This window comes from Borrelia sp. A-FGy1 (assembly GCF_014084025.1).
GTDB lineage: Bacteria > Spirochaetota > Spirochaetia > Borreliales > Borreliaceae > Borrelia.
The window spans coordinates 1-1,021 of the sequence record NZ_CP043722.1; the positions used below are offsets into that span (position 1 = coordinate 1).

Consider the following 1,021-nt stretch of genomic DNA (forward strand, 5'->3'; position numbering starts at 1 on the left):
GCAACGGCATCATCTAAAGCTTTGGTATCCCCTTATAACCAGGCACAGCATTCTTTAGCATCTTGCTAAGCTTAGAATACTCTTCTTTTAGCTTTAACTTCTCTAGGGCAGCTAGAGCCTTGCTACGCTCTCCAGAAGGCCCTTGACTAAAACAGGAAATATTATAATCGCCACAACTGCCATAGGTAGCGATAGTATTATAAGAGCTTGCATATTTGCTATAAATAGAATATAGGCTAGATCGATATGTTTTAGCTGTGCTAAAAAAAGACTTAAGCCTTTCTTTATCTTCTTCGTTTAGCTTACAAGTATTTTCTTGCTCGTATGTACTAACACTAGCAGCAGGGTCATCAGCAGGAAGCATTTCAGTGCTATTCCTTTGCTCTTTATCTGCAGCTATAGAGTGACTTGTATTTTCATCTTGCTTGCTAGAAGAATGTAAGTGGTATTCTGCCTAGCTTACTATTCCTACTAGCAGCATCATCAAGGGAAGGAGCTATTTTTTTAGGAGAGCTAGAATTTCCAAAAAACTTGCAAGACACAAACAGTATTGTTGCTAGCAGTAAAATAAACAAATTGCACCTCATAAACATTAATACCTCCTTCTTTTCTTTATTTATTAACCTAAATATTATTTTTATTATAAAGCAAGTATAGAGGTAAAGTGTTTCTAAATAGTTAGAAGAGATAGTTAATGAAGCTTAAAGTTATTAATATTTAACTCTTTTGTAAACATCGCATAGCTTGTCAATAGCAGCAGTCATTCTCTTTTTACCTCTGCTCCTTTTTTATTATTAGCAATAATCTTTGCTTGGTCAAACCACCTATATTCAACTCCATGATATGCCATACCAGAAATAGTCCCTACAATAACACTAATAGCATTGTCTCCTTTTCCATTAGCATACTGCTTAGCAGCTTCCCTAAATTTAGAAAAAGCTTGCTTAAACTCGCTACAAGATAGGCTATCTGAAACAACAGTAAAAGCATCAGCATAAGCCAGGCTAGCTGTTTCCATGGT

The 1,021-nt window shown here is 35.7% G+C and carries 2 protein-coding genes and 1 pseudogene; all 3 read right to left on the reverse strand.

Annotated features, from left to right (window positions below; translation table 11 throughout):
* Window positions 1–13 precede the first annotated feature (13 nt).
* Entirely contained in the window at window positions 14–364 is a 351-nt protein-coding gene (locus F0310_RS05725) for a hypothetical protein (RefSeq protein WP_182117995.1), read from the reverse strand.
* Between the two features lie 64 nt (window positions 365–428).
* A complete protein-coding gene (locus F0310_RS05730; protein ID WP_182117996.1) occupies window positions 429–587 on the reverse strand; it encodes a hypothetical protein in 159 nt (52 codons plus the stop codon).
* A gap of 173 nt (window positions 588–760) precedes the next feature.
* Window positions 761–1,021, reverse strand: a pseudogene (locus F0310_RS05735) (hypothetical protein); the annotation flags it as partial.